The sequence below is a fragment of the Mesorhizobium sp. M0618 genome, assembly GCF_040320765.1.
In the GTDB taxonomy this organism is placed as follows: domain Bacteria; phylum Pseudomonadota; class Alphaproteobacteria; order Rhizobiales; family Rhizobiaceae; genus Mesorhizobium.
Genome location: NZ_JAMYQH010000016.1, coordinates 74,037 through 93,506 on the forward strand (window position 1 = coordinate 74,037; position 19,470 = coordinate 93,506).

The 19,470-nt window shown below is 63.5% G+C and carries 15 protein-coding genes; 12 read left to right on the forward strand and 3 right to left on the reverse strand.

Annotated features, from left to right (window positions below; translation table 11 throughout):
• Positions 1-80 precede the first annotated feature (80 nt).
• The 3 genes from leuS to NKJ04_RS18270 all read left to right on the forward strand — a co-directional run bounded on the left by leuS (position 81) and on the right by NKJ04_RS18270 (position 6,244).
• Entirely contained in the window at positions 81-2,705 is a 2,625-nt protein-coding gene (gene leuS, locus NKJ04_RS18260; RefSeq protein WP_352677012.1) for a leucine--tRNA ligase, read from the forward strand.
• Positions 2,692-3,270: an LPS assembly lipoprotein LptE gene (gene lptE, locus NKJ04_RS18265; protein WP_023811749.1), complete on the forward strand. Its 579-nt coding sequence runs from the start codon at positions 2,692-2,694 to the stop codon at positions 3,268-3,270. The genes leuS and lptE overlap by 14 nt, the downstream gene beginning before the upstream one ends.
• 289 nt (positions 3,271-3,559) lie before the next feature.
• Positions 3,560-6,244: a DNA translocase FtsK gene (locus tag NKJ04_RS18270; RefSeq protein WP_352677014.1), complete on the forward strand. Its 2,685-nt coding sequence runs from the start codon at positions 3,560-3,562 to the stop codon at positions 6,242-6,244.
• An 87-nt stretch (positions 6,245-6,331) separates the two neighbouring features.
• On the opposite strand, the gene fsa is transcribed toward NKJ04_RS18270, so the two are convergent.
• Positions 6,332-6,988 carry a fructose-6-phosphate aldolase gene (gene fsa / locus NKJ04_RS18275; RefSeq protein ID WP_023811751.1) on the reverse strand — a complete coding sequence of 219 codons (657 nt, stop codon included), beginning with the start codon at positions 6,986-6,988 and terminating at the stop codon, positions 6,332-6,334.
• Between the two features lie 90 nt (positions 6,989-7,078).
• Between fsa and NKJ04_RS18280 the strand changes: the two genes are divergently transcribed.
• Complete coding sequence (locus NKJ04_RS18280) at positions 7,079-9,262, forward strand: primosomal protein N' (protein WP_023811752.1); 2,184 nt, start codon at positions 7,079-7,081, stop codon at positions 9,260-9,262.
• Between the two features lie 48 nt (positions 9,263-9,310).
• On the opposite strand, the gene NKJ04_RS18285 is transcribed toward NKJ04_RS18280, so the two are convergent.
• Positions 9,311-9,556 carry a type II toxin-antitoxin system Phd/YefM family antitoxin gene (locus NKJ04_RS18285; protein ID WP_023811753.1) on the reverse strand — a complete coding sequence of 82 codons (246 nt, stop codon included), beginning with the start codon at positions 9,554-9,556 and terminating at the stop codon, positions 9,311-9,313.
• Between the two features lie 66 nt (positions 9,557-9,622).
• Here NKJ04_RS18285 and NKJ04_RS18290 point away from each other — a divergent pair, with 66 nt between their 5' ends.
• The 7 genes from NKJ04_RS18290 to NKJ04_RS18320 all read left to right on the forward strand — a co-directional run bounded on the left by NKJ04_RS18290 (position 9,623) and on the right by NKJ04_RS18320 (position 16,259).
• Positions 9,623-10,318 (forward strand): aspartate/glutamate racemase family protein, encoded by a 696-nt coding sequence (locus tag NKJ04_RS18290; protein WP_023811754.1) that lies wholly within the window; start codon positions 9,623-9,625, stop codon positions 10,316-10,318.
• A 94-nt stretch (positions 10,319-10,412) separates the two neighbouring features.
• Positions 10,413-10,808 (forward strand): AGROH133_08824 family phage infection protein, encoded by a 396-nt coding sequence (locus NKJ04_RS18295; RefSeq protein WP_013529034.1) that lies wholly within the window; start codon positions 10,413-10,415, stop codon positions 10,806-10,808.
• A gap of 246 nt (positions 10,809-11,054) precedes the next feature.
• Entirely contained in the window at positions 11,055-11,615 is a 561-nt protein-coding gene (locus NKJ04_RS18300; RefSeq protein ID WP_023811755.1) for a F0F1 ATP synthase subunit delta, read from the forward strand.
• Entirely contained in the window at positions 11,615-13,144 is a 1,530-nt protein-coding gene (atpA, locus tag NKJ04_RS18305; protein ID WP_352677018.1) for a F0F1 ATP synthase subunit alpha, read from the forward strand. The genes NKJ04_RS18300 and atpA overlap by 1 nt, the downstream gene beginning before the upstream one ends.
• 31 nt (positions 13,145-13,175) lie before the next feature.
• Entirely contained in the window at positions 13,176-14,060 is an 885-nt protein-coding gene (locus tag NKJ04_RS18310) for a F0F1 ATP synthase subunit gamma (protein WP_023811757.1), read from the forward strand.
• 70 nt (positions 14,061-14,130) lie between these two features.
• A complete protein-coding gene (atpD, locus tag NKJ04_RS18315; protein ID WP_023811758.1) occupies positions 14,131-15,738 on the forward strand; it encodes a F0F1 ATP synthase subunit beta in 1,608 nt (535 codons plus the stop codon).
• Between the two features lie 113 nt (positions 15,739-15,851).
• Complete coding sequence (locus NKJ04_RS18320; RefSeq protein WP_023811759.1) at positions 15,852-16,259, forward strand: F0F1 ATP synthase subunit epsilon; 408 nt, start codon at positions 15,852-15,854, stop codon at positions 16,257-16,259.
• Between the two features lie 118 nt (positions 16,260-16,377).
• Here the strand turns inward: NKJ04_RS18320 and NKJ04_RS18325 are convergent, their stop codons facing one another.
• The gene (locus tag NKJ04_RS18325; RefSeq protein WP_023811760.1) at positions 16,378-17,913 is read right to left on the reverse strand and encodes a mannitol dehydrogenase family protein; all 1,536 of its coding nucleotides are present in this window, start codon (positions 17,911-17,913) and stop codon (positions 16,378-16,380) included.
• 143 nt (positions 17,914-18,056) lie between these two features.
• Here NKJ04_RS18325 and uxaC point away from each other — a divergent pair, with 143 nt between their 5' ends.
• Positions 18,057-19,469, forward strand: a complete 1,413-nt coding sequence (gene uxaC, locus NKJ04_RS18330) for a glucuronate isomerase (RefSeq protein ID WP_352677020.1) — start codon at positions 18,057-18,059, stop codon at positions 19,467-19,469.
• Position 19,470 lies beyond the last annotated feature (1 nt).

The following is a 19,470-nucleotide window of genomic DNA, read 5'->3' on the forward strand; positions in this document are numbered from 1 at the left end:
GGTGAACACCCGGACCACATTCCCTGAACTGCCGAGCCATCGCCCGCAGTTCGCGCCTGCTTTTAAGTGAAAAACGTCCCATGGCAACCGAACGATACAATCCGCGCGCGTCAGAGCCCAAATGGCAGAAGGCCTGGGACGCCAAGAAGCTGTTCGAAGCGCACAATGACGATCCGCGCCCGAAATACTATGTGCTGGAGATGTTCCCCTATCCGTCGGGGCGCATCCATATCGGTCATACCCGCAATTACACGATGGGCGACGTGGTGGCGCGCTACAAACGGGCCAAGGGCTTCAACGTGCTGCATCCGATGGGCTGGGACGCCTTCGGCATGCCGGCCGAAAACGCGGCGATGCAGAACAAGGTCCATCCCAAGGAGTGGACCTACCAGAACATCGCCACCATGCGCGAGCAGCTCAAGGTCATGGGGCTGTCGCTGGACTGGGCGCGCGAATTCGCCACCTGTGACGTCGACTATTACCACCGCCAGCAGATGCTGTTCCTCGATTTTGTCGAGAAGGGGCTGGTGACGCGCAAATCCTCCAAGGTCAACTGGGATCCGGAGGACATGACCGTGCTTGCCAACGAGCAGGTCATCGATGGACGCGGCTGGCGCTCGGGCGCGCTGGTAGAACAGCGCGAACTGACGCAGTGGTTCTTCAAGATCACCGACTTCGCCCAGGATCTGCTGGATTCGCTCGACGGCCTCGACGAATGGCCGGAAAAAGTGAAGCTGATGCAGCAGAACTGGATCGGCCGCTCGGAAGGCCTGCTGATCCGCTGGCCTCTGGCCGACGCCTCTGATGGCGAGCATGAGCTGGAAGTCTATACGACAAGGCCCGACACCATCTTCGGCGCTTCCTTCATGGCTGTCGCCGCCGATCATCCGTTGGCCAAGAAGGCCGCTGCGCACAATCCGGCGCTGGCGAAGTTCATCGAGGATATCGGCCATATGGGCACCTCGGTGGCTGCGCTGGAGACAGCTGAGAAGAAGGGTTTCGACACCGGCATCCGCGTCGTCCATCCGTTTGACGACAACTGGATGCTGCCTGTCTATGTCGCCAATTTCGTGCTGATGGAATACGGCACCGGCGCCATTTTCGGCTGTCCGTCCGGCGACCAGCGCGACCTCGACTTCGCCAACAAATACGGCCTGCCGGTGATTCCGGTGGTGATGCCGGAAGGCGAGAATCCGGCGACGTTCCAGATCATCGATGAAGCCTATGTCGATGACGGCGTGATGATCAATTCGCGCTTTCTCGACGGCATGAAGCCGGATCAGGCTTTCGACGAGGTCGCCAAACTGCTGGAGCAGAAGACGATCGGCAACCGGCCGATGGCCGAGCGCAAGGTGAATTTCCGCCTGCGCGACTGGGGCATTTCGCGCCAGCGCTACTGGGGCTGCCCGATCCCGATGATCCATTGCGAGGCTTGCGGCGTGGTGCCGGTGCCGAAGGCGGACCTGCCGGTGAAGCTTCCCGACGATGTCGATTTCGATCGCCCGGGCAATCCGCTCGACCGGCATCCGACATGGCGCCATGTGAAATGTCCGCAATGCGGCAGGGATGCGCGGCGCGAAACCGACACGATGGACACCTTCGTCGATTCGTCGTGGTACTTCGCCCGCTTCACCGCGCCGTGGGCGCATGAACCGACCGATCCCAAAGCGGCCAACGAATGGCTGCCGGTCGACCAGTATATCGGCGGGATCGAGCACGCGATCCTGCATCTGCTCTATTCGCGCTTCTTCACCCGCGCCATGCGCGAGGCCGGTCATGTCGATCTGGCCGAGCCGTTCAAGGGCCTGTTCACGCAAGGCATGGTGGTGCACGAAACCTATCGCGTCGGCTCGGCATCGAATGGCCGCTGGCTGGCGCCCACCGAAGTTCGGCTGGAGGATGTCGACGGCAAGCGCAGCGCCATCGACATCGCCACCGGCGAGGCCGTCACCATCGGTCCGCTGGAAAAGATGTCGAAATCGAAGAAGAACACGGTGAGCCCGGAAGACATCACCGATGGCTACGGCGCCGATACGGCGCGCTGGTTCATGCTGTCGGATTCTCCTCCCGAGCGCGATGTCGAGTGGACCGACGATGGCGCTGCCGGTGCGCATCGCTTCATCCAGCGCATCTGGCGCCTGGTGTCGACGGCGGCCGAAACACTGGCCGGCATCAAGCCCTTAGCGGCCAGCAGCGGTGAGGCCGCGGTGGTGTCCAAGGCCGCGCACAAGATCCTGAAGGCGGTCGGAGAGGATATCGAGAAGCTCGCCTTCAACCGCGCCATCGCCCGCATCTACGAACTGGCCAACGCGCTGACCACGCCGCTCAACGAGGTGGCCGAAGGCAAGGCCGATGCAGCGCTGAAAGGCGCCTGCCGGCAGGCGGTGGAGATTCTCGTGCATCTGATCGCGCCGGTCATGCCGCATCTGGCCGAGGAGTGCTGGGCAACGCTTGGCGGCACCGATCTCGTTGCCGAACGGCCTTGGCCGGTCTTCGATCCGGCGCTGGTCGTCGACAACGAAGTCACCTATCCGGTACAGGTCAACGGCAAGAAGCGGGGGGATTTGACAATTGCCCGCGACGCGGACCAAGGTGCGGTCGAAAAAGCGGTATTGGCTCTCGACTTCGTGCAGAAAGCACTCGAAGGGAAGGCTCCGCGCAAGGTGATCATCGTGCCGCAGAGGATCGTCAATGTCGTTGCCTGATCGGGAAAAGACAGAGTTGAGCCATTTGCTGCGCCGCATAGCGCTTGCCGGCCTGATAGGTTCGCTCGCGCTTGTCTCGGCCTGCACGGTGCGGCCGCTCTATTCGAGCGCGCCACTGTCGGGTTCGCAGGCCAGTGCCAGTGCCGAACTGGCGTTGATCGGCATCAAGCCGGTCAATACGCGTTACGGCCAACAGGTGCGCAACAATCTGATTTTCGGGTTTGGACGAGGCGCCGGCGAGCCGGCCTCGCCGGCATATTCGCTCAATCTCGGCGTGACCGAAGCGGTCGAGTCCGCGGCACTCGTGCAGGTCGGAACGGATGAAGACGAACCGACCGCCGGTTCCGTGACGCTGACCGGCAGCTATACGCTGGCCGATGCGAAGACCGGCGTGGTGATCGCATCCGGCAAACGTTCGATCACGTCGTCCTTCGACAGGCCGCGTCAGGAATTCGCCGCATACCGGGCGCAGATCGACGCCGAGAATCGCGCTGCGCGAGAGTTGGCGGAAGCGCTGCAGCTGTCCATTGCCCAGGACCTTGTCCGGCACGGCAAGACCGGCTAGCGCACCTCATCCCTTCACGGAAACGGTCTGGCCCCAGGCATGATGGGGTGATCGCGGGACCATGACCAGATTCTCGAACAGAAATTGTCCGAAGACCCATCGATCTGCTACGGCACAGCGAGTAGATCGCGCCACCAGCGTGGATGCGGCGAGACGACGATCGTGCCGTGTCGCTCGCAGACCACCACGAAGATTTTGGTGCCCAGGATGGTCGGCGATCCATCCGGGAAGCAACTGTTAACCACTCGCTCCCTATTGCTCGGCAGACATTTCAAAGTGAGTCTTGAGAATGGAAGCCAAGCGTTTTTCCCGGGTCAATTTATCGACGGCTGCATTGCCTGATGGCCCCGAGGGGAAGCGCTTGGAGAGCATCGGCGACAGGGGTGGTCAGCGAAGTTCTTCCGCGGCAGGCGACTTTGATCCTCCGGCTCGCAAGGAGCCGGACGGCCGGCAGCCCACCACACGCCGGGCCGGCTATTCCGCACCGGTGGTCGATCTCGGCGGCAACAAGCGGCCCTATATGGAGCCTCGGGGTGGGTCAGAGGATACGCCTTCGAAAATCGGCGATATCGAGAGCCCTGCCTGGCAGGAATATTTCTTCCTTGCACCCAACGTGCGTTTTACACGCACGCCGGACTATGAGGCCAGGAAGCATCATCCGCAGCACGAGCGTGTTGTCGAACACGCCGCGACGCGCCCAGCAGAGCAAACCGTTGCGCAATCGATGATCAACGGGGCGTCCTCCGCGCCTTCGCTACTGGCATTGCCGGCGTCGGTGAAAAGCCCTGCTTCCCAGCCGCTGGCCGGCCACGCCTCGCAAGGGTCATTACCGCCGGCTGCTGCTTTTGTTGCCCCGGAGCGCGCCAGGGAGAAGGCGCCAGCCGTTGCGCCGGTGCCGCCGAGGTCGGTCGCTACGGCACGGGCATCCGCGCGCGCGTCCGTTGCTCCGGGCGCCAAAACGACCACTTCCGAAAGGCTGCGCTGGCCATATCTTTCGGATCATGCGTTCTTCGAGGCTATGGCACCCTATCTGGTCGACGTTTCGTCGCCGGCCCGGCAGACCGGTCCAGCGTCGCCTGCACCGGTCGCCGTAGCGCCAGCGACCACTATGCCGATCGACATTCGCCCGTCGACAGGATCCGATGCCACCGCATTGTTTCGTGTCATCGACTGCCTTCCGGGCCAGGCCTTGAAGCCGTTGCCGGATGTTTGGCCGGCCAATTCGAACCGGAGCGTCGCCCAACCTGGCGTGCCAGCGAGCAATGCGCCGTCGCCGGTCGAGGCTGTCGCAATCCCAGCCGCCAAAAGCGACGCCGTTTCCGCGTCGGCCGCGCCAAGTGTGAACGTCCCTGCCAGGGCCGTTGGCGCCCGCTCCGCGCGCTTGCCTGGGGCTGGAAAGGTCGTGCTGTCAACCGCGGGCGATCCCTATGAGCTTCCCTCGGAAGAGCTGTTGCAGCAGCCACCGGAGGGACAAGGCTTCTACATGTCGCAGGAGCGGCTCGAGCAGAACGCCGATCTGCTGGAAAGCGTGCTCGAGGACTTCGGCGTGCGTGGCGAGATCATTCATGTTCGCCCAGGCCCGGTCGTCACGCTCTATGAGTTCGAGCCGGCGCCGGGCGTCAAATCTTCTCGCGTCATCGGGCTTGCAGACGATATCGCCCGCTCCATGTCGGCGATTTCGGCGCGCGTCGCCGTCGTGCCTGGCCGCAACGTCATCGGCATCGAGCTCCCGAACGAGATGCGCGAAACCGTCTATTTCCGGGAGCTGATCGAATCGGAAGGCTTTCGCAAGACCAGCTGCAAGCTGGCGCTTTGTCTCGGCAAGACGATCGGCGGCGAGCCGGTCATCGCCGAGCTGGCGAAGATGCCGCATTTGCTGGTGGCCGGAACCACCGGCTCCGGCAAGTCGGTCGCCATCAACACCATGATCCTGTCGTTGCTCTATCGGTTGAAGCCGGAAGAATGCCGGCTGATCATGGTCGATCCCAAGATGCTCGAACTCTCTGTCTATGACGGCATCCCGCATCTTCTGACGCCCGTCGTCACGGACCCCAAGAAAGCCGTGACGGCGCTCAAATGGGCGGTGCGCGAAATGGAGGACCGGTATCGCAAGATGGCGCGGCTCGGTGTGCGCAACATCGACGGCTACAACGAGCGTGCCGCCGCTGCCCGCGACAAGGGCGAGACGGTTGTCATGACGGTGCAGACCGGCTTCGAAAAGGGCACCGGCGAACCGCTTTTCGAACAGCAGGAAATCGACCTTGCGCCGATGCCCTACATTGTCGTCATCGTCGACGAGATGGCCGACCTGATGATGGTCGCCGGCAAGGAGATCGAAGGCGCGATCCAGCGACTGGCGCAGATGGCGCGCGCTGCCGGCATTCACCTGATCATGGCAACGCAGCGCCCCTCGGTCGATGTCATCACGGGCACGATCAAGGCCAACTTCCCGACCCGGATTTCCTTCCAGGTTACATCGAAGATCGACAGCCGCACCATCCTGGGCGAGCAGGGCGCCGAGCAGTTGCTTGGCCAGGGCGACATGCTGCACATGATGGGTGGCGGGCGCATTTCGCGCGTGCATGGGCCGTTTGTTTCCGACGCGGAGGTCGAGCATGTCGTCGCGCATCTCAAGGCGCAAGGGCGCCCCGAATATCTGGAAACCGTGACGGCCGATGAGGACGAGGAAGAAATCGAAGAAGACCAGGGCGCGGTCTTCGACAAGGGATCCGTTGCAGCCGAAGACAGCGACGCGATCTACGACGAGGCGGTCAAGGTGGTGGTGCGCGACAAGAAGTGTTCGACGTCCTACATCCAGCGCCGCCTCGGCATCGGCTACAACCGCGCCGCGTCCCTGGTCGAGCGTATGGAAAAGGAAGGTTTGGTCGGCACACCCAACCATGTCGGCAAACGCGAAATCATCATGGGCCGGCGCCAGCCGGCAAGCGCACCCGAGGACGATGGCGCGGACTGATCGGCAGCCCGCTTGAAGCGCACATGAAAAAGGCCGGTTGCCCGGCCTTTTCATCACAAGCGAATTGGCTTCAGCCGATCGCCATTCTCAGCCGATCTTCTGGCCGGTTTTTGCCCAGTCGGCAAGGAACTGTTCCAGGCCCTTATCGGTCAGCGGGTGCTTGACCAGTGCCTTCAGGGTCGCCGGCGGCGCGGTCACGACATCGGCGCCGATGAGCGCCGCCTGCTTGACATGGTTCACGGTGCGCACCGAAGCGACCAGGATCTCGGTCTGGAAATCGTAATTGTCGTAGATCTGCCTGATCTCCTGGATCAGCTCCATGCCGTCGATGCCGATGTCGTCGACGCGGCCGACGAAGGGCGAGATGAACGAGGCACCGGCCTTGGCCGCCAGCAGCGCCTGGTTGGCCGAAAAGCACAGCGTGACGTTGACCAGGCGGTTCATCTCGGTGCGGATCGTCTTGCAGGCCTTGAGCCCGTCCAGCGTCAGCGGCACCTTGATGCAGACATTGTCGGCGATCTTGGCCAGAACCTTGGCCTGCTGCATCATCTCGGAATATTCGGTGGCGGTGACTTCAGCCGAGACCGGACCCTTGACGATGTCGCAAATCTCTTTGGTGACCTCGGCGATCTTGCCGCCGGATTTGAGGATCAGCGACGGATTGGTGGTGACGCCGTCGAGCAGCCCCAGATCGTTCAGCTCACGGATATCCTTGACGTCGGCGGTGTCGACAAAAAATTTCATGGCGGGTCTCCTGAAGATTTTCATGTGCATGTCATGCACATTCGGGGTCGGCCTTTGATCTAGACCAAAGTCAGGGCAAGGTCACGCCTCATGATCGAAGATTCGCCCTTTGTCGCAGCCGCACCGGTGCTGGTGCCGATGCCCGCCGAACGCCCCTACACCTATGCCGTGCCGGCCGGCATGCGCGTGGTGCCGGGCTCGATCGTGCGCGTGCCGCTCGGTCCGCGCCAGGTCGCCGGCATCGTCTGGGATGGCGCGGTCGAGAAGGTCGACGCGAAAAAGCTGCGCCCCATCGAACAGGTTTTCGACTGCCCGCCGATCGACCGCGCGATGCGCCGCTTCGTCGACTGGGTGGCGCAGTACACGCTGTCGCCGCCGGGCATGGTGGCGCGCATGCTGCTCAGGGCGCCGGAGGCTTTCGACCCCGAACCGTGGATCGAGGGATTGCAGCGCACGCTTCTCGCACCCGACCGGATGACGAGCGCCAGGCAGCGCGTGCTGGAGACGGCCGAAGGCGGCCTTGCCTGGACGCGCTCCGGCCTCGCTCACGCCGCCGGCGTGTCGTCGACGGTGATCGACGGCCTGAGGGCGCAAGGCGTGTTCGAGACCGTGATGATCCCGCCGCGCCCGGTGGTGGCCGCGCCCGATCCCGCCTACGCCACACCGGAACTGATGCCGGACCAGAGCGCCGCGGCGCAGATGCTGCGCGCCAATGTCGCAGCCGGCGTGTTCAACGTCGCGCTGCTCGACGGCGTCACCGGATCAGGTAAGACGGAGGTTTATTTCGAAGCGGTGGCGGCTGCGCTCGACCAGGGCAGGCAGGTGCTGATCCTGCTGCCGGAAATCGCGCTGACGCATGCCTTTCTCGAGCGCTTCCAGCAGCGCTTCGGCGCCAAGCCGGGTGAATGGCATTCCGACCTGCCGCCGCGGATGCGCGAGCGGGTTTGGCGGCAAGTGGCGGAAGGCGGCGTGCGGGTCGTCGCCGGTGCGCGTTCGGCGCTGTTCCTGCCGTTCAAGGAGCTTGGCCTGATCGTCGTCGACGAGGAGCACGACCCTGCCTACAAGCAGGAGGACCGCGTCTTCTACAATGCGCGCGATATGGCGGTGGTGCGCGGCCATATCGGCAGCTTTCCGGTCGTGCTGGCGTCGGCGACGCCATCGGTTGAAAGCCGGGTCAATGCCAGCCAAGGTAAATACAACAGAGCGGTGCTTTCCGCTCGCTTCGCCGAGGCGGCGCTTCCGCATCTGAAGGCGGTCGACATGCGGCGCGCGCCGCCGGCGCGTGGCGGTTTCCTGTCGCCGGTGCTGCTCGACCAGATGCGCCAGACGCTGGAGAGGCAGGAGCAGTCGCTGCTGTTCCTCAACCGGCGCGGCTATGCGCCGCTGACGCTGTGCCGGGTCTGCGGCCACCGCTTCGGCTGCCCGGTCTGCTCGGCCTGGCTGGTCGAGCATCGTTTTCGCGGCCAGCTGGTCTGCCATCATTGCGGGCACAATGAGCGCCGCCCCGAAGCCTGCCCGGAATGCGGCACGCTCGATCATCTGGTCGCCTGCGGGCCAGGTGTCGAGCGGATCGCCGAAGAGGTCGTTACGCATTTTCCCGACGCGCGCACCATCGTCTTGTCGTCGGACCTGATGGGCGGCGTAAGGCGGCTGCGGCTGGAGCTGGAGGCGATCGCCGATGGCGAGGCCGACATCGTCATCGGCACGCAGCTCGTCGCCAAGGGCCACAACTTTCCCAACATGACCCTGGTCGGCGTCGTCGATGCCGATCTTGGCCTTGCCAATGGCGATCCGCGCGCCGCCGAGCGCACATTTCAGCTGCTCAGCCAGGTCACCGGCCGCGCCGGCCGCACCGGCAAGAAGAGCCTTGGCCTGCTGCAGACTTTTCAGCCCGACCACCCGGTGATGCGGGCGATCGTCTCGGGCGACGCCGAGGCGTTTTACGAACGTGAGATCGCCGAGCGCGAACGGGCCGCACTGCCGCCCTTCGGCCGGCTCGCAGGCGTCATCGTTAGTGCGGTGACGCGGGCTGAAGCCGAAGGCCATGCACGTGGCCTGCGCCGCGCCGCGCCCGAGGCGACGGATTTGTTCGTGCTCGGCCCGGCGGAGGCGCCGCTGTCACTGCTCGGCGGCCGCCATCGCTTCCGCCTGCTGATCCAGGGCGAGCGGCGCGCCGATATGCAAGGTTTTATCAGGGCCATGCTGGCCAACGGGCCAAAACAGCGCGGTTCGGTCAGGGTGCAGGTCGATATTGATCCGCAGAGCTTTTTGTGAGTTGAACGCCGCCGGCCACTCTCGGTAAATGAGCTTATAGAGAGCGGATCAAAATTCGACGTCCCTCAATGGCGATTCATTTCGCTCAAGTTCGATGCCGCCCGGATACCGAAGCAAAAAGTCCCCGAAGTTTTTCTGGCTGTCTTGCGGATAAAGCTTTCGCCCCTCAGCAACCGGAATGACCATGGCGGTCGGCTTGCCGTTTCTCGTGATAATGGTTGGCTCGCCGTTTCCTGCGGCCCCGACGATTGCCGAGAGCCCCACCTTGGCCTGCCGAAGCTCAACAGTTTTCACTGCGACCTCCTTATGCTCTCATGTGTTTATAGTATCGGGGATCGCCCAGGAAAAGGAACAGCCCTTATGAAAACCCTCGGCCTTCTGGGCGGCATGAGCTGGGAATCGACCGCCATCTACTATCGCCTGCTCAACGAGATCGTGCGCGAGCGGCTGGGCGGCTTGCATTCTGCCAAACTCCTGCTGTGGTCCTTCGATTTTGCAGAGATCGCCGAGCGGCAGCATCACGGCGACTGGGACGGCGCCGGCGTGCTTCTCGTCGAAGCAGCGCGCAAACTCGAGGCCGGCGGCGCGGAAGGTCTGCTTTTGTGCACCAACACCATGCACAGGCTGGCCGATGAGGTGCAGGCGTCGGTGTCGATCCCGCTGATCCACATCGCCGACGCCACGGCGGTGGCGGTCAAGCGCGCCGGCATGCAGCGGCCGGCGCTGCTGGCGACGCGCTTCACCATGGAGCAGGACTTCTACAAGGGCCGGCTCGCCGACAGATTTGGATTGAGCCCTGTGGTGCCGGATGCGGCCGGGCGCGACATGGTCCATCGTGTCATCTATGAGGAACTGTGCCAAGGCATCGTCAAGGAGACTTCAAAGGCGGCTTACATAGCCGAGACCGAGCGCCTGCGCCGCGAAGAGGCGGCCGACAGCGTCATCATGGGCTGCACCGAGATCACCATGCTCATCGGCCAGCAGGACTTCGACGTTCCGGTCTTCGACACAACGCGCATCCATGCCGAGGCGGCGGTCGAATTCACGCTGGGCTGACAGGCTTCCGCAAATTGCCGGACTCCATCTGGCGTCCTTTCTTTCCTTCGCTAGAATGCCCGGAATTTCAAAACAGGCATTTCGAGGGGACGAGATGGATTTTGCGCTTCCATGGCCGACGAGCCAGGGCGAATGGCTGGCCTGGTCGAGCGCCGTCTTCACCGTGCTGCTCGGTCTTTTGTTTTTTCTGGCACCTGGTCTCGCCTTCCGTGCCCTGCGCTTGCAGGTCAAGCCAGAGAAGGCTGCCGCGATCGCCGAGGGGCGCGGCAGGATGTCGGGCTTTTATCTCGGTGTCGGCCTGTGCTGTATCCTGCTGGCGCAGCCGCTGATCTACATGGCGCTCGGCTTTTCCTGGTTGTTCACCGCCTTCGGCCGGCTGCTGTCGATGATGTCTGATGGCGCCAACACGCCTTTCAATTGGGTTTCCATTGTGCTGGAATTGGTCCTGGCGGCGTTGCCGCTCGCCTTTGCCTTCGGCTTTCTGCCTTGAATCGTTGGGTATTCCGCGATGGAAGACGGGTGACTTTCCCCGGATGCGACAATAGTGCCTGAAAACCATGCGGAACGACGCATTGCGGTCTTAAAATGCCTGTGCTAGACGGCAATCGACTTTCGGCCGGGGATAGCGGAAGCCGCGCCTCCGTGCTCGAAAAAATGCAGTAAGGTCAAAGATTTAGCCAGAGTTTTTGCTCGCGCCAACAATCTACGGCCTGTCAGACAAGAGAAAAGACGGTCCGTGGCTCAATCGTCATCGCCAATCTCAGGTGTCGCAGAACGCTATGCGGGTTCGCTGTTCGAACTCGCCCTGCAGGCAAATTCCGTGGCCAAGGTCGAAGCCGACCTCAACAGTTTCGAAGCCATGCTCGCGGGCAGCGCTGATCTCAGCCGGCTGATCAATAGCCCGGTGTTCTCCAGCGAGGACCAGGCGAAGGCCATTGCGGCGATTGCCGACAAGGCGGGGATTGCCGGCCTCACTGGCAATTTCCTGCGCGTCGTCGCCCGCAACCGCCGGCTGTTCGCCATTCCCGGCATGATCAGGGCGTTCCGCCAGATATCAGCCGAACATCGTGGCGAGACCGCTGCTGAAGTGACGTCGGCGCACGAGCTGACGGCTGCCCAGCAGACCGAACTCAAGGCGGCGCTGAAGAGCGTTGCCGGCAAGGACGTGGCCATCTCCGTCACCGTCGATCCGTCGCTGCTCGGCGGGCTGGTGGTCAAGATGGGCTCGCGCCAGATCGATACGTCGCTCAAAACCAAACTCAATTCGCTCAAGCTTGCACTGAAAGAGGTCGGCTGATGGACATCCGCGCCGCGGAAATTTCCGCAATTCTGAAAGACCAGATCAAGAATTTCGGCAAGGAGGCCGAGGTCTCCGAAGTCGGACAGGTGCTGTCCGTCGGTGACGGTATCGCCCGTGTCTACGGCCTCGACAATGTCCAGGCCGGCGAAATGGTCGAATTCCCCGGCGGCATCCGCGGCATGGCGCTCAACCTCGAAGCCGACAATGTCGGCGTCGTCATCTTCGGCGCCGACCGCGACATCAAGGAAGGCGATATCGTCAAGCGCACCGGCGCGATCGTCGACGTCCCCGTCGGCCCCGGCCTGCTCGGCCGCGTTGTCGATGCGCTCGGCAATCCGATCGACGGCAAGGGTCCGATCAAGGCAGTCGAGCGCAAGCGCGTCGACGTCAAGGCGCCCGGCATCATCCCGCGCAAGTCGGTGAACGAGCCGATGTCGACCGGCCTCAAGGCCATCGATGCGTTGATCCCGGTCGGTCGCGGCCAGCGCGAGCTGGTCATCGGCGATCGCCAGACCGGCAAGACCGCCATCATCCTCGACACGATGCTCAACCAGAAGTCGGTGCACGACAACGGCCCCGAGAAGGAAAAGCTCTACTGCGTCTATGTCGCCGTCGGCCAGAAGCGCTCGACCGTCGCGCAGTTCGTCAAGGTGCTGGAAGAGCGCGGCGCGCTCGAATACTCGATCATCGTCGCCGCCACCGCTTCCGATCCGGCACCGATGCAGTTCCTGGCGCCGTTCGCTGGCGCCACCATGGGCGAATATTTCCGCGACAATGGCATGCACGCGCTGATCAGCTATGACGATCTGTCGAAGCAGGCCGTCGCCTATCGCCAGATGTCGCTGCTGCTGCGCCGCCCGCCGGGCCGCGAAGCCTATCCGGGCGACGTCTTCTACCTGCACTCGCGCCTGCTCGAGCGCGCCGCCAAGCTCAACGACGATCTGGGCGGTGGTTCGCTGACCGCGCTGCCGATCATCGAGACGCAGGCCAACGACGTGTCGGCCTACATCCCGACCAACGTGATCTCGATCACCGACGGCCAGATATTCCTCGAAACCAACCTGTTCTTCCAGGGCATCCGTCCTGCGGTGAACGTCGGCCTGTCGGTCAGCCGCGTCGGCTCGGCCGCGCAGATCAAGGCGATGAAGCAGGTTGCCGGCTCGATCAAGGGCGAGCTCGCGCAGTACCGCGAAATGGCGGCCTTCGCGCAGTTCGGCTCCGATCTCGACGCCGCCACGCAGCGCCTGCTCAACCGCGGATCGCGCCTGACCGAACTCCTGAAGCAGCCGCAGTTCTCGCCGCTGAAGACGGAAGAGCAGGTCGCGGTGATCTTCGCCGGCGTCAACGGCTATCTCGACAAGCTGCCGGTCAACCAGGTCGGCAAGTTCGAGCATGGCCTGCTCAGCCACATGCGTTCGGCCGGCAAGGACGTCCTCGATGCCATCGGCAAGGAAAAGGCGCTGTCGGACGATCTGCGCGCCAAGCTGAAGGCCGAGATCGACGCTTTCGCCAAGACCTTCGCCTGAGCGAATTGCAAGACGGGATCAGGTTTGAAGCATGCCTTCATTAAAAGACCTTCGTAACCGTATCGCCTCGGTCAAGGCGACGCAGAAGATCACCAAGGCGATGCAGATGGTCGCCGCGGCGAAGCTGCGCCGTGCGCAAGAGGCTGCGGAAGCGGCGCGCCCCTATTCGGAGCGCATGGGTTCCGTGCTGGCCAACATCACCCAGGCCATCGGCGGCGGCGGCGATGCCCCGGCGCTGATGACCGGCACCGGCAAGGATGACGTGCATCTGCTCGTCGTCTGCACCGCCGAGCGCGGCCTGTGCGGCGGCTTCAATTCGCAGATCGCCCGCCTTGCCCGCGACCATATCCGCAAGCTTTTGGCGGACGGCAAGCAGGTCAAGATCATCTGCGTCGGCAAGAAGGGTTTCGACATCCTGCGCCGCGACTATGCGTCGATGATCATCGACCGCGTCGATCTGCGCGAGGTCAAGACACTCGGCTTCGTCAATGCCGATGCGATCGCCAAGAAGGTCATCCACCTCTTCAATGAGGGCGGCTTCGACATCTGCACGCTGTTCTATTCGCAGTTCAAGTCGGTGATCAGCCAAATCCCGACCGCGCAGCAGATCATTCCGGCCGGCGTTGCTTCGGCTCCTGCCGAGGCGACGGATGGCGGCAACGCCGTCTACGAATATGAACCGGAGCCGGGCGAAATCCTCTCCGACCTCATTCCGCGCAACATCTCCGTGCAGGTTTTCCGGGCGCTGCTCGAAAATGTGGCCGGCGAAATGGGCGCCAAGATGAGCGCCATGGACAATGCGACGCGCAACGCCGGCGACATGATCAACAAGCTGTCGATCACCTATAACCGCCAGCGGCAGGCGCAGATCACCAAGGAACTGATCGAAATCATTTCGGGCGCCGAGGCGCTCTAGGCGCGGTTCGCGGGTCATCGACCCGCGATCGGACCGCGTGAGAAACAAAGGACGAAAAAGGGTAAAGACGATGGCGAAAGCAGCGACCCCCCAGAAGGCGACATCCAAGACGGCAGCCCCCAAGGCCGCAGCCGCGAAAACCGCAGCCCCCGTGAAGGCGGCAAAGGCTCCAGCAGCAGCCGCGAAGGCTGCCCCGGCCAAGGCAGCAGCGCCGGCGAAGGCCGCCGCTGCCAAGACATCGGCAGTGGCCAGCAAGGCAACCGGCGTTGCCGGCAAGGTCCGCCAGGTCATCGGCGCCGTTGTCGACGTGCAGTTCGGCGATCACCTGCCGGCGATCCTGAACGCGCTCGAGACGACCAATGTCGGTAACCGACTGGTGCTCGAAGTCGCCCAGCACCTGGGTGAAAACACCGTGCGCTGCATCGCCATGGACTCGACCGAAGGTCTGGTTCGCGGCCAGGAAGTGCGTGACACCGGCGCGCCGATCACCGTGCCGGTCGGCCCGGGCATGCTCGGCCGCATCATCAACGTCATCGGCGAGCCGGTCGACGAAGAAGGCCCGGTCGACGCGACCGAAATGCGCTCCATCCACCAGCCGGCTCCGACCTATGTCGAGCAGTCGACGGAAGCGCAGATCCTGATCACCGGCATTAAGGTGCTCGACCTGCTGGCGCCCTACGCCAAGGGCGGCAAGATCGGCCTGTTCGGCGGCGCCGGCGTCGGCAAGACCGTGCTGATCCAGGAACTGATCAACAACATCGCCAAGGCGCATGGCGGTTACTCGGTGTTCGCTGGCGTCGGCGAGCGCACCCGCGAAGGCAACGATCTCTATCACGAGTTCATCGAATCCGGCGTCAACAAGAAGGGCGGCGGCGAAGGCTCCAAGGCGGCACTCGTCTACGGCCAGATGAACGAGCCGCCGGGCGCGCGCGCCCGCGTCGGCCTGACCGGCCTGACGGTTGCGGAATATTTCCGCGACCAGGGCCAGGACGTGCTGTTCTTCGTCGACAACATCTTCCGCTTCACCCAGGCTGGCTCGGAAGTGTCGGCTCTGCTTGGCCGTATTCCTTCGGCCGTGGGCTATCAGCCGACGCTCGCCACCGACATGGGCGCGCTGCAGGAACGCATCACCACCACCACCAAGGGCTCGATCACGTCCGTGCAGGCCATCTACGTGCCCGCCGACGACTTGACCGATCCGGCGCCGGCGACCTCGTTCGCCCACCTTGACGCGACGACGACGCTCAACCGCGCCATCGCCGAAAAGGGCATCTATCCGGCCGTCGATCCGCTGGATTCGACCTCGCGCATGCTCGACCCGCTGGTCGTCGGCGACGAGCATTATGGCGTCGCGCGCCAGGTGCAGTCGATCCTCCAGCGCTACAAGTCGCTGCAGGACATCATCGCCATCCTGGGCATGGACGAGCTGTCGGAAGAGGACAAGCAAACCGTGGCCCGCGCCCGCAAGATCGAGCGCTTCCTGTCGCAGCCGTTCTTCGTCGCCGAAGTGTTCACCGGCGCGCCGGGCAAGCTGGTCGACCTCGCCGACACCATCAAGGGCTTCAAGGGCCTCTGCAACGGCGACTACGATCACCTTCCGGAAGCTGCCTTCTACATGGTCGGCGGCATCGAGGAAGCGGTCGAGAAGGCACAGCGCCTCGCGGCTGAAGCGGCTTAATTTAGGGAATAGGGAGTAGTCAGTAGTGAGTGGGGAATAGCAGCTGCGTAATGTGGACCGGTTAGGGCCACTTACTACTGCCTAGTTCCTATTCCCTACTCACTAAATTGATCATGCCTGAAGCTTTCAAGTTCGAACTGGTCTCGCCGGAGCGTCTGCTCGTTTCCGAGCAGGTCGAATCCGTCGTCATTCCCGGCGCCGAAGGCGAGATGACCGTCATGGCGCATCACGCTCCGGTCATGACCACGATCAAGCCGGGCGTCGTCACGGTGAAGACCGCGGCGGGCGGCGAAGAGCGCTATGTGGTGTTCGGCGGCTTCGCCGACATCGTTCCGGCCGGCTGCACGCTGCTGGCGGAATCGGCTGTCGCGGTGAAGGATGTCGACCGCGCCGATCTCGCGCGCCGCATCCAGGAAGCCAAGGAAGACGCCACTGATGCCAAGGACGACGAGGCTCGCAGCAAGGCGGAACAGTTCCTTAGCCAGCTCACCACGCTGGAAGGCGCCATCCTGCCGGCGTAAGGCCTGAGCGCAGACTCTGGAATTCATGCCATTGGTAGCGCGCAGGACGGGCGTTCTGTCGCGATCCTTCGCGCCTAGGGGCGCTGTCCCGCCGACATCATAACCGCGAGGCCGTAGCTCAGGCCTGCTCGCTCTGTATGCCGAGCGCGGCGAAGGCCAGAACCGGACCATCGCGCCGCAGGTGGACGAGATGGACAGCCACGAGTTCGATCAACGTCTGCCGCTCGGCATGATCCCCAGCGAAGCCGGCCAGGTCGAACACCGCGGTCACGGTTTCGTTGGCCGGCAGCTGCTCGCTCAAAAGTGCCGTCAGCGCCGCGTCGAGCGGATCGGTGAAATGTCCCGCCGGCAAGGTTTTTCCTCGCGCGGCGCAAGCGGCGATCCAGGCAGCCACCACCAGGGTTAGATGGACCAATTCAGTACCGGCTTCGAGGCATTCGATGGCGGAGGCGACGATGCGCTGCGGCAGTTTCTGGCTGCCGTCATTGGCGATCTGCGCCGTGCGATGGGCAAGTGCAGTGTTGGAAAAACGCTCCGCGAGCTCCGCAGTATAGGCGCTCGTGTCCAATCCGGCATCCTCGGGCAGGGTCGGGATGGCTTCGGCCCACAATGCATCAACGAATTGCCGGATCGCCGGGTCGGCGAAGGCGCGGTCGACGGTGGCATGACCGCTGAGCAGGCCAAGATAGGCGATGGCCGAATGCGAGCCGTTGAGCAGCCTGAGCTTCATGTCCTCGAACGGGCCGACATCGCGAACCATGGTGACGCCGAATTGTTCCCACGCGGGCCGGCCAGTCGGGAACTTATCTTCGACCACCCACTGACAAAACGGCTCGGTCATCACGGGCCAGGCATCCTCGACGCCGAGTTCTTCAGCGATCCGCACCCGATCGGCGTCAGTGGTTGCGGGCACGATGCGATCGACCATGCTGGAGGGAAACGCGACTTGTTGTGCGATGTGGTCGGCAATTCCGACATCGCTCGATTGCGCGAGCCCGGCATCTCGCAACTGGGCGAATTCGACCAACAGCCGGTGCAGCGTGGCGCCGTTGGCCGGCAAATTGTCGCAACACAGGACAGTGAAGGGCGGCGTGCCGGCGGCGCGTCGCCGGGCAAGCGCCTCGGTCAGAAAACCATGCGCTGTCTTCGGCATCCGGGGATTGGCCAGATCATGGGCGATATCGGGATGTGCGGCGTCCAATCCGCCGCCTGCCGCCCTCAGATAGGCCTTTTCAGTGATCGTCAGCGTGACGATGCGGGTGCGCGGATCGGTCAGCGCGACCAGCACCGCCCTGGGATCCTCCGGCGCCACCAGCATCACACCGATCGAACCGATGACCTGAAGCCTTTCGGTTCCACTGCTTCTGATCGCCAGCGTGTAGAGCCCGTCCTGCGGCGTGAGAGCGTCGCGCGTGTCGGTGCTGCGCAGCGAAACGCCTGTTATGCCCCAATCCGCGTCGCCTGCCGCCAGGCAATCGTCGACATAGGCTGCCTGATGGGCGCGGTGGAAGGCGCCGACACCAAGGTGCACGATGCCCGGGACGACGCGGCTGCGATCATACGCAGGTGTCGCGATCGAAGCCGGCAGCGCGCGCACCGTCTTCGTGGAAAGGCGTTCGGTCGTCGTGGTGCGACTGGTCTGGTCGGATGACATGAGTGGCCTCGGCAGGGATCGGCAAAGCGGCGTAACATTCGATTTCCTGCCACACAATGGGTCGAAAAGTCATCATACAACAATCGGATTTTTGTATGTTGACATTATTTCTTGCCGCCCCTACCGATAGTGGCCTTGGGAGGATGACCGTGACACTGACCCATGCGGATCTGCTGTTTCCCGCCGAGGCGCATTCGCGCGCGATTGCCCGTGATCTCTATGCCGGGATCAAGGACCTGCCCCTTGTCAGCCCGCATGGCCACACCGATCCGCGCTGGTATGCGCTGAACGAGCCATTCCCGGATCCGGCGCAACTGCTCATCGTCCCGGATCACTACATCTTCCGCATGCTGTTCAGCCAGGGCGTCCGCCTCGAGGATCTCGGCGTCGCGACGCTGGACGGCGCGCCTGTCGAAACCGACGGCCGGACGATCTGGCGGCGCTTTGCCGAGCACTATTATCTGTTTCGGGGCACACCGACCCGGCTGTGGTTCGACCACGTACTTGCCGATCTGTTCGGCATCGACGAACCGCTGACCGCCGCGACGGCCGACCGCCACTACGACACGATTGCAACGCTGCTGCAGTGGGAGAATTTTCGCCCGCGCGCGCTGTTCGAGCGTTTCAACATCGAGGTCATCGCGACCACGGAAGGCGCGCTCGACGATCTCAAATGGCACCAGATGATCCGCGACAGCGGCTGGCAGGGCCGTGTGGTCACCGCCTACCGGCCGGATGCCGTCGTCGATCCTGATTTCGAGGGGTTTTCACCCAATCTCGATCGGCTCGGCGAGATCACCGGCTGCGACACCGGCAGCTGGGCCGGATATCTCGACGCGCATCGCCAGCGGCGCGCCTTCTTCAAAAGCTTCGGCGCGACTTCGTCGGATCATGGCCATCCGACGGCCGAGACCGCCAATCTTTCGGATGCGGCGGCGCAAGAGCTGTTCAATCGGGTTCGCCGTGGTTCCGACGATGAGCGCGAGCGAAAACTGTTCCGCGCCCAGATGCTGACCGAGATGGCCAAGATGAGCCTCGACGATGGGCTGGTCCTGCAGATCCATCCCGGCTCCTGGCGCAACCATTCGCCCGCAATCTTCCAAAAATTCGGCCGCGACAAGGGCTTCGATATCCCGACCCGGACCGACTATGTGACGGCGCTGAAGCCGCTGCTCGACTGCGTCGGGCTGGAGCGCGACCTCACCGTCATTCTCTTTACGCTCGACGAAACCAGCTATGCGCGCGAGCTGGCTCCGCTGGCCGGCGTCTACCCGGCGCTGAAGCTCGGGCCGGCCTGGTGGTTCCACGACAGCCCGGAAGGCATCCGGCGCTTCCGCGAGATGACCACCGAGACGGCCGGCTTCTACAACACCGTCGGTTTCAACGACGACACCCGTGCCTTTCCCTCGATCCCGGCGCGTCACGATGTGGCGCGGCGAGTCGACTGCGCGTTCCTGGCGCGTCTCGTCGCCGAGCACAGGCTGCGCGAGGACGAGGCGCATGAGCTGGCGCGGGAACTGACCTATACGCTGGCGAAAAAGGCGTATCGGCTCTGAA

Bases quoted from the DNA above. Each gene is read 5' to 3' on its own strand.
- leuS (WP_352677012.1), top strand. From the start codon at position 81: ATGGCAACCGAACGATACAATCCGCGCGCGTCAGAGCCCAAATGGCAG.
- lptE (WP_023811749.1), top strand. From the start codon at position 2,692: ATGTCGTTGCCTGATCGGGAAAAGACAGAGTTGAGCCATTTGCTGCGC.
- NKJ04_RS18270 (WP_352677014.1), top strand. From the start codon at position 3,560: ATGGAAGCCAAGCGTTTTTCCCGGGTCAATTTATCGACGGCTGCATTG.
- fsa (WP_023811751.1), bottom strand. From the start codon at position 6,988: ATGAAATTTTTTGTCGACACCGCCGACGTCAAGGATATCCGTGAGCTG.
- NKJ04_RS18280 (WP_023811752.1), top strand. From the start codon at position 7,079: ATGATCGAAGATTCGCCCTTTGTCGCAGCCGCACCGGTGCTGGTGCCG.
- NKJ04_RS18290 (WP_023811754.1), top strand. From the start codon at position 9,623: ATGAAAACCCTCGGCCTTCTGGGCGGCATGAGCTGGGAATCGACCGCC.
- NKJ04_RS18295 (WP_013529034.1), top strand. From the start codon at position 10,413: ATGGATTTTGCGCTTCCATGGCCGACGAGCCAGGGCGAATGGCTGGCC.
- atpA (WP_352677018.1), top strand. From the start codon at position 11,615: ATGGACATCCGCGCCGCGGAAATTTCCGCAATTCTGAAAGACCAGATC.
- NKJ04_RS18310 (WP_023811757.1), top strand. From the start codon at position 13,176: ATGCCTTCATTAAAAGACCTTCGTAACCGTATCGCCTCGGTCAAGGCG.
- atpD (WP_023811758.1), top strand. From the start codon at position 14,131: ATGGCGAAAGCAGCGACCCCCCAGAAGGCGACATCCAAGACGGCAGCC.
- NKJ04_RS18320 (WP_023811759.1), top strand. From the start codon at position 15,852: ATGCCTGAAGCTTTCAAGTTCGAACTGGTCTCGCCGGAGCGTCTGCTC.
- NKJ04_RS18325 (WP_023811760.1), bottom strand. From the start codon at position 17,913: ATGTCATCCGACCAGACCAGTCGCACCACGACGACCGAACGCCTTTCC.
- uxaC (WP_352677020.1), top strand. From the start codon at position 18,057: ATGACCGTGACACTGACCCATGCGGATCTGCTGTTTCCCGCCGAGGCG.